An 8073-nucleotide genomic window follows, 5' to 3' on the forward strand; every position below is an offset into this window, starting at 1 on the left:
TGACCTGCCCCCACGAGGTGGTCCGAGTTCAAAATTAGTGCAGGGTCGGCCTCTGCTCTACGGGTAGCTTGGCCGCCGGAGCCGGTCGGGCGAGCGCAGTCGGGCAAGCGGTCGTGGCTGGCACGAACACCTCCGGCGCTGGTGGCTTGTAGCCAAGCGCACCGTGCGGGCGGATCGTGTTGTAGTGCCGACGCCAGCTTTCGATGATGATCTGTGCCTCCTTCAGGGTGTAGAAAATCTCGCCGTTCAGGAGTTCATCCCGCAATCGCGCGTTGAAGCTTTCGACAAAGCCGTTCTCCCACGGTGAGCCTGGCGCGATGTAGGCGGCCTTCGCGCCAATGGCCGCAATCCAGGACTGCACCGACTTGGCGATGAACTCGGGCCCGTTATCGGAGCGAACGTGCTCGGGCACGCCGCGCAGGATAAACAGGTCCGAGAGCACGTCGATCACGTCAGCTCCCTTCAGCTTGCGCGCAACGCGGATCGCCAGACATTCGCGGGTGAACTCGTCGACGACGTTGAGCATCCGGAACTTGCGCCCGTCATGGGTGCGCGCCTCGACGAAGTCGTAGGCCCACACGTGATCGCGCCGCTCCGGTTTGAGCCGGATGCAGGAACCATCCCCGTCCCACAGTCGGCCCTTCTTCTGCTGGCGGCCGGGCACCTTGAGCCCTTCGCGCCGCCAGATCCGCTCGACCCGCTTGTCGTTGACCAACCAGCCGGCCGCCTTCAGCAGCGCGCCGATCTTCCGGTAGCCATAGCGCCCGTATCGGCGCGCCAGTTCCACGAGATCGGCGGTCAGCGCCGCCTCATCATCTCTGCCCCGCGGCACCTTGCGCTGCGTCGAACGATGCTGACCGAGCGCACGGCACGCGCGGCGCTCGGAGACGTCCAGGACGTCCATCACATGCGCGATGCAGGCGCGTCGGCGCGCGGGGCTGGTCAGTTTCCCCGGGCAGCCTCCTGCAGAATCAGCTTGTCGAGCGTGAGATCTGCGATCGCCTTCCGGAGCCGCTGGTTTTCGGTCTCCAGGTCCTTCATGCGCCGGACCTGGTCGCTCTTCAGGCCGCCGTACTCCTTGCGCCAGCGGTAGTACGTCACCTCCGTCACGCCAATCGTGCGGATCGCGTCCCCGACGCTCTGGCCCTGCGAGACCAGCACATCCACCTGCCGCAGCTTGGCGACGACATCCTCCGGCTTGTGCCCCTTCGTTCCCATCTGTCCGTCCTCGTCCTGGCCCGAAAGCCATACCTCAGGGCGGACCACTTCACTGGGGGCGGATCACCTCAGGAGGCACGCCGATCGCGGCGGGATTGTGGGCCTAGGGCCGCCGCATGGTCGCCGAGTAGCTCGATACTGGCAGCATGCCGCAGCCGCGCGGCTGCAGCCCGAAACATGCACGACGCAACTTCGCCCTTGGCGGGCGTATCCTCCCAGACACGGCTGGGGCCTACGGACTCCGGCCTCTTTCGTGAGGCTCGAGCATGTCGCCGTGGTTGACTGCCGTCCTGAGCCTCGAGACCGCGCTGTGCTCCACGATCCTAGCGGAGGCTGATCATGATCGTCAGGAAGTAGAGGAGCCGGCGGCTGAGATAGCCCGCGTGTCCGGTTGGCTCCTGTTGGCCGCTATAGGCTTCCTGCTTTGGTCAAGGCCAGCTGACTGGCGGCGGCGCGCTGCTAGGCAGGCGGTGACCTCGCCACGTGGAACACCCGTCCTGGCTACCTGTTCGCTTCCTGCGGCGACAGGAGTGCAAAGGATGGCTGGCCTGACGAAGAGACCTGAGAGCGACCCGCCGGAGCCCGAGTTGCCCCACGGTCTACCGATGCCGCCCAACACCGGCGACATGCCGCCACCGAGGCTACCGCCGGCTCCTGACGACGATCCCGCACCGCCGGGCAAAGAGCCGGCACCCGACATCGATGAGGTACCGGGCCTCTGATCAATCAGGCCTGAGGGCACGAAAAACGTGCCTGCGCGGCCAGGAGGAATGCAGCCTTCTCGTGTTGCTTCCGTGTTGCGTGGAGCAACCGCAACCACGTAGGCTCGGGTCGTAACCCTTTGTAATTTCACGGTCCGTGTTGCGACGTGTTGTGAGGTCAGAATGGGTCGCTGCGGCAAAGAAAAACCCGCCAAGTCACTGACGTGGCGGATTAAATCCTGGCGACTCCGGTAGGGCTCGAACCTACGACCTGCCGCTTAGAAGCATTCAGCTCTACGTGCCATTAACTCATTGTTTTTGTGAATTTTTTGATCGTGCCCCGTTCCCGCCTCGGGACTTTTCTCGGGACTTCATGCGACGGGCGGCGGAATCCGTGGCCGTCTCGATCATCGCGTCGCGCAGGTCCTCAAGATCCGCGTGGGCGTACTTTTCCGTCACGCTGAGCGACGAGTGGTTGAGCAGCTTCTGCACGATCTTGAGGTTCTTCGTGGCCCGGAGGGTGCGGGTCGCGCTCGTATGGCGGAGGTCGTGGATGCGGAAATCGGCGACCCCCGCCTTGTCCAGCCCGCGCCGGACATGTGTCGAGAAGCCGTGGTAGGTGATCGGATAGACCTGCCCCTTCACAAAGCGGCGCTTCGAAGTGGGACACAACCGCGTGCGCTGGCACCAGTAGGTGAAAACGTGTGTCTCGTGCTGCCCGCGCAGCGGCCAAAGCAGCAGGTGCAGTTCCGGCGTAATGGGAATCTCGTGCCCTTTGCCACCCTTGCCAATGACGCGGATAACCTCGGCGCCGAAGTCGACCTGACGCCACGTCAGCGACGTGACCTCGCGGCGCCGTAGGCCGGTGATTTGCGCGAACAGGCGCGGCGCGCGGTACTCGTCGCGCTCGACGGCCTCGAGGCGGCTTTCCTCTTCATGACGGAGCTCGCGTACGCGCTCTCGCGGCTCGGCCAGCATGTGCTCCGTCCAGTTCGGCTCGTCGGGGAGAGCCACCTTCCACGCCTTGCGCGCTCGGGTAAGAACGCGGCGAAGGAGCTGCGTGACCGAACGGTTCACCTGCCCTGGGGACACGAGGCCGAGCGGTCCCAGGGGCTTGCCGTGCCGCTTCACGCGCGCGGCATTGACCCTCGCCTGTCCGCGGCGCCGCGCGACAAGCTGAGCAAGCGTGTCATCGGTGATGTCTTGGAGCGGTGTATTGGGGCCGATCCATTCGACGAGGCGCTCCAGGTTGCGCTCGGTCTCGCGGGCGGTCGCCGTGTGCATGCCGCGCTCGTCCCAGTAGCGCATAGCCGCGACGTTGATCGTCATCGGGGCGCCCCGCGCCCGTCGATCACGCAGAACCTGGGCCTCTGCCTTGCGGATCTCGGCCTTTTCTACTGCTTCGGCCCGACGCCGCTCGGTCTCTTGTGTCGATCCGTAAAACCGATGACCTCCCCGCCGGAAGTCGAAGAGGAAATACGGCGACCCTTTGGGCTTGTAGACAGACATTCTGAACGAGCCCTTTTGTTGAGAAAGCCTAGAACGTCGGACTGTGTGAACTCCCGCCGAGGGCGTTTTTGGCCGAAGCCCTTTAGCACGTACCGGATATTTCCCGCACGAACATGATGAAGTAGCGTCTTCGGATCCATCCGCAATAGACGACAGATGTCCGACGAGGACAATGTTGGCGCATGAGCAAAGGCGGCCGATATGGCAGCTGGCACATCGTCGAGCACAATATTTTCCTTCTCTGTGGCTCTTGAGGTTTAGCGGTTAAACCATAGTTTTTCTCGATATAAAACTTCTACTCAAAAAACACTCCCGACCGTGCGAGTGCAATTAAGTCGATGGCCGGCGGACGGCGCCACGTAGAGTTTACATGACGCACGGGCGCAGCCTCAACACACTCGCGAATTTTCCGCTCGGCCTCTGCAATGTCGGGTGCTTCATTACGAGTTTTTTTATCGTCTAGCTCAACATCGGCGATTGCAGCGCGCATTTCAGCTCTTATCTTTCTTGCATAAGCCTGTACCTTCACCCGATCTTCGTCGCTAACGCGGTCTTCGTAGCTCGCTGCATTAAGCACGATATTGAGCCGGTACAGCTCCGCTCTGTATGGCTCAAGAATGTAGCGACACTCCTCGGCAAACTGCGCAGTTGATGGGCGGTATTTTTTATTCCATTCCGCCCGGCAAACTCCGCAGGCAAAATGAAGGTGAGTCTCAAAGATCGCCCACAACGGGTATCCAGCAACCACTGTAGCGTAGAGTTTTATACGTATTGCAGCCTCCTCCATTGTTTCTTGGTATTTTGGCCAGTTAGTAAGCAGAAGAAGTATCACATGATCAGTTTCGGATCCGGGCGTCGCATTCATGTGGGCGTGCAATTCGTCGCGACGCTTCTCTAGCTCCGCGCGCACGTCAGGTTCGAGCGCGCGCGACGCGGGGATCAGCTTCCGGCTGAAATCGGTTTGGTGCATTTCAAGTCGGCTCTCGTAGGTCCGGAGGAGTGTATCCATCCGCCGCGTGATCGATGATGGGGCTGCGATCGACAGAGGCGCAGAAAGCATTGCGTTGAGCATCCGAAAACTCCTTGCGACTGAGGAGAATGGCCATGGGGCCATCGATGGACTGTCGAGGGCTGGCAGACTGGGCCGCTGTTGATGGCGATCCCGATCCGCTAAGGAGCTCTCCGTTGCGCCATAGGCCGCGCTCCAGCCATCGGTGGAGGGCGCGCGCTTGGCTGCGGTGCTGAGCGCGGACACGTGCCTCGACGGCGGCGGCGCGGATCGTTGCCTCTTGCTCAGGTGCGGGTAAGGCGGCGAACAATGTAACTGCTTGGTCTCGGTTCGCCGGCAGTCGGCCGCTCTCAGGATACGCCGCCCACAACCGCTCGAATTGCGCCAAAGTCGTCGGAGGAACCGCGGCCGGCACTGTTATCTGAGAGCCCCGCGACAATCCTGACCCGCGTTTCCGTGAGCAGCCCGAACGCCGGTTGGCCGGTTCATCCCCTCCGGCGACGCCCTGATCCTCAGACGAGGGCATCCCCCCGCCATCGGGGGGAATAGGGGGGGTAGATTTGGATTGAGAATTCCGGAGGGTTTTTGGCTGCCTCAGAATGAGGGGACTCTTCCCGCATTCTGAGGGATTCCCGCCCACAGGATGAGGGGACCCGTCTGTGGAGTCGGGTTCAAACGCGATCCCTTCATCCCGCGGGGACCTGATTGGCTGAGATGCGGGCTGCTCTAATCCCGAACCGCGAGCAGACCGGGCGCGACGCAGCCGAAGACCTTCCTCGACTTGATGAGGCTCGAAGTTGAGGCAAATGATGCGTCTAGCACCCCCATTCACACCCCAACGCATAACCTTTCGTCGGATATAGCCGCCTGCTTCAAGGGCGGCGAGGTTGCGCTCAACGGTAGCGACCGACTGACACGTCTTCTCGCTGAAGTAGGCCGTTGAGCCCCAAGTGCATCGCTCATTGTCGCGGTAGTGGCTTGCAAGGCAACGCAGCAGATGGAGTTGGCTGCTGGAAGGCTTTCCTTTGGTGGTCCTCGGCTTCTGAGCGTCGGCCCAGACGGTGGCGAGAAAGCTCATGACGCGCCTCCCAAGGTCGGGACGAAGCCGTGGGGGGCATCCGGAGACGGGGACGCTGTTACTAAACTTCTACAAACTGGCCGTTGGATGTGCATGGAAATCTGCCTCAGGCAAAGCTTCGCTGTCCCGCCGCAAAGCCTGTCAGGCTCCGAGCGAGCAAACTTTTTGGGTTCTTTAGGTCAGCGCAGCGTTGAGTGAATTGAGTTAAGGCCGGTGTTCATAGGCACGGCAGGCCCAACACATGCATAAACGCGCACCACAATCTACGGCTTACGCGAATTAACTGACAGCCGGGGGCGGTCCGATTATTCTTGCCGCGAGCATCTCCGACTCGCTGGCCAGCTCGTCGTTATGATCTCCTTGTTCCTTCATTATGAACATCTGATCGGCCAGAAAAGCCAATTGTCCTGCATCAATCTTAGCTATGATGTCATCCCCGATGCGGAGAAACAGCTCGTCGGCAATCTCATTATTGGGAGCTGCCCGAACCATCATGCGGGCAAGGTGAAGCTTCATGTCGTACTCGGCGGCCTTTCCCCGATCGAGCAACGTGGGAAAGATCCAGCTCAAGAATGCTTCTGCTGATCCCTGGTCGCGAAACCCGACCATGCCACCAGCCCTGGCGTGACCGTCCGGCCCGCAATGGGCCTCGATCCACAGGTCGTATTGGGCATACGGGTTCGGTGAGGGTCTCTGATCCGAGCCATGGACTCGAGCTCGCAGTTCCTCATAGTCGTATCCAATAATATCCCTCGGCCATGGCGCATCAGAGTTGGGTGGACGCCTAGTTATGTAGTAGACATAGCGAAAGCGCTCCCGAATGTGCTGCTGCTCCAGAGCGAGCAGCTGGATGAGCTCTGGGGACGTGTTTTGATGTTGCATGCCCTCAGGATGGCCATCTCCGCGCTGATTGCAAACGGCCATGCAGGACGGCGGCCGCCCACGAAAAGGGCCTTGTATCTCGCCCTATCAAGCCAAATCTGTCGGTCGCACCGTCGAGATCGCGACGGGTTGGGCGGCAGAAATTCTCATTTTTTCTAACAAGTTATGGTGTTTGATAGGCTCGGCACGCTGGGGCTTCGTCGGTGGCGTTGTTTACCACCTCGTGGCCGGTGTGGCTGCGAGCCATGCTGTCGTCGGCGATGCCGATATAGGGGTCCTTTGCGATCCAAGATCGCGGTCGAGAGGCCGAAATTAGCTGCCACGACATGGGGTTAGCTCGACTATAGCTCCGCTCTCGATCTTCACTCGATCTTCACCCCGTGGCAGTCACCGTACACGGGGTATGGGGTCACGTCGCCCCGTTTGGCTCCGGTGCATCGATGCGGTGGAGGCCATTGTTGGAGTTCTGGGGCCGCCGCCCGACATGTTGATGAGGGCGGGCAAGGCCGTGAGCGCGTGGTTGTGAACAGTTCGCCGAGGCTCAGCCGGACATGGCCATACATCCAAGTCACGCGCCTGCCTGGATGCGCGCGAGGAGCGTTGCCTACACGGAAAAGAGCTGATCCCTTACCGCCTGATCCTTGAGGGGTAAGACCGGCAGTGTCGGTTCACCATCGAACGAGCGATCCGAAGTTACCATGCCGGTAATCTCTCGGAGGGAAGCAACCGTTTCCCGGCGAGCATCCTCCCGATCGAAAGGCGGGAGGGACTTAATCGCGTACAGGCCGGTGCTGATCCGACCGCTCGGTTTGACCGACGCAGGATAGCCGACGCGCCCCGCGTACTCGATCTGAGCGAAAAGCGAGGGGCGTGCCGATCGCGTCGTTCCGATCTTAGCGCCTTGGGCCGCCCACCAGTCGTGAATGGTGCGGGCCAGTCTCAGTTCCTCGGCGCCGCGCTCCACCTCGAACTTAGCGAACCATTCCAAAACCGTGGGACGAACGCTGGCTGCCACCTGCCCCCGGTGTTCACTTTCCGGCGCTCAGCCTCGGCGGTTCGGCCGATGAAACGCACCGAACGATGTCCGAGCAGCTCATGGGCTGGCTTCAGGTCGTCATCGGGGTCGCGGGTCTCCTGCTCCCGTTCCTTCCCGTCCTGCGGAGATCGGGCCGGCGCCAGCAGCGCACGGTCCGGTACTCGCACTGGAAGATCGGCGGCATCGAGCGCACGCGCCTCGACCTGATCGACGACAGCCAGTCCTGGTCGTGTCCCTGGAGGTGGTGTAGCTCGCCGGTAGCGGGAGAGCCCGCCTGCGCGCCCTTCACAGCGCTGTAGCAGGCGGGATCTCTCGCGGGGTGGTCATCGGCGGTTGCCGGGTAGGGTCGGGTTGCGAGCACCAACCGCGAACCCGAGAGCCCCCCGATGACCGACGAGATGATGGCCCTGCGCGGGCTGATGGAGAAGAGCGCCGACGCCGATTTGCTGCGCGAGATGATCGGCTTTGCGGCCGAGCGGCTAATGGAGCTGGAGGTTGGTGGCCTGACCGGCGCGGCCCATGGCGAGAAGAGCGCCGAGCGGCTGGTCCAGCGCAACGGCTACCGTGACCGGGATTGGCAGACGCGGGCCGGCACGGTCGAGCTGCGCATTCCGAAGCTGCGCAAGGGCAGCTACTTTCC

General features: G+C 61.9%; 7 protein-coding genes. 2 read left to right on the top strand and 5 right to left on the bottom strand.

Translation table 11 applies throughout. The features are described 5' to 3' along the window. Positions 1-34: 34 nt before the first annotated feature. The 5 genes from C4T42_RS30905 to C4T42_RS31775 all read right to left on the bottom strand — a co-directional run bounded on the left by C4T42_RS30905 (position 35) and on the right by C4T42_RS31775 (position 7412). Positions 35-1218, bottom strand: a protein-coding gene (locus C4T42_RS30905) for an IS3 family transposase (protein WP_103986534.1) whose coding sequence is annotated in 2 segments (ribosomal slippage) — positions 35-954 and positions 954-1218 — 1185 coding nt in all. Because the reading frame shifts where the segments join, the coding sequence is not laid out codon by codon here. Between the two features lie 1010 nt (positions 1219-2228). Further along, positions 2229-3428, bottom strand: a complete 1200-nt coding sequence (locus C4T42_RS30910) for a site-specific integrase (RefSeq protein ID WP_103986536.1) — start codon at positions 3426-3428, stop codon at positions 2229-2231. A gap of 295 nt (positions 3429-3723) precedes the next feature. Further along, positions 3724-4500: a hypothetical protein gene (locus C4T42_RS31765; protein ID WP_146074097.1), complete on the bottom strand. Its 777-nt coding sequence runs from the start codon at positions 4498-4500 to the stop codon at positions 3724-3726. Between the two features lie 1294 nt (positions 4501-5794). Continuing rightward, entirely contained in the window at positions 5795-6397 is a 603-nt protein-coding gene (locus C4T42_RS31770; protein ID WP_146074098.1) for a hypothetical protein, read from the bottom strand. 604 nt (positions 6398-7001) lie between these two features. Then, positions 7002-7412: a hypothetical protein gene (locus C4T42_RS31775; protein ID WP_146074099.1), complete on the bottom strand. Its 411-nt coding sequence runs from the start codon at positions 7410-7412 to the stop codon at positions 7002-7004. A 65-nt stretch (positions 7413-7477) separates the two neighbouring features. On the opposite strand from C4T42_RS31775, the gene C4T42_RS32210 reads away from it, so the two are divergent. Next, complete coding sequence (locus C4T42_RS32210; RefSeq protein ID WP_181049264.1) at positions 7478-7732, top strand: hypothetical protein; 255 nt, start codon at positions 7478-7480, stop codon at positions 7730-7732. Between the two features lie 87 nt (positions 7733-7819). Continuing rightward, positions 7820-8073 (top strand): transposase (locus C4T42_RS30925; protein ID WP_181049204.1); only part of this gene is annotated, 254 nt, incomplete at its 3' end.

The organism is Methylobacterium sp. 190mf (genome assembly GCF_900107945.1).
Classification (GTDB): Bacteria; Pseudomonadota; Alphaproteobacteria; order Rhizobiales; family Beijerinckiaceae; genus Methylobacterium.

Excerpts from the sequence above, each read along its gene's own strand:
- C4T42_RS30910 (WP_103986536.1), bottom strand. The coding sequence starts at position 3,428 with ATGTCTGTCTACAAGCCCAAAGGGTCGCCGTATTTCCTCTTCGACTTC.
- C4T42_RS32210 (WP_181049264.1), top strand. The coding sequence starts at position 7,478 with ATGTCCGAGCAGCTCATGGGCTGGCTTCAGGTCGTCATCGGGGTCGCG.
- C4T42_RS31765 (WP_146074097.1), bottom strand. The coding sequence starts at position 4,500 with ATGCTCAACGCAATGCTTTCTGCGCCTCTGTCGATCGCAGCCCCATCA.
- C4T42_RS31770 (WP_146074098.1), bottom strand. The coding sequence starts at position 6,397 with ATGCAACATCAAAACACGTCCCCAGAGCTCATCCAGCTGCTCGCTCTG.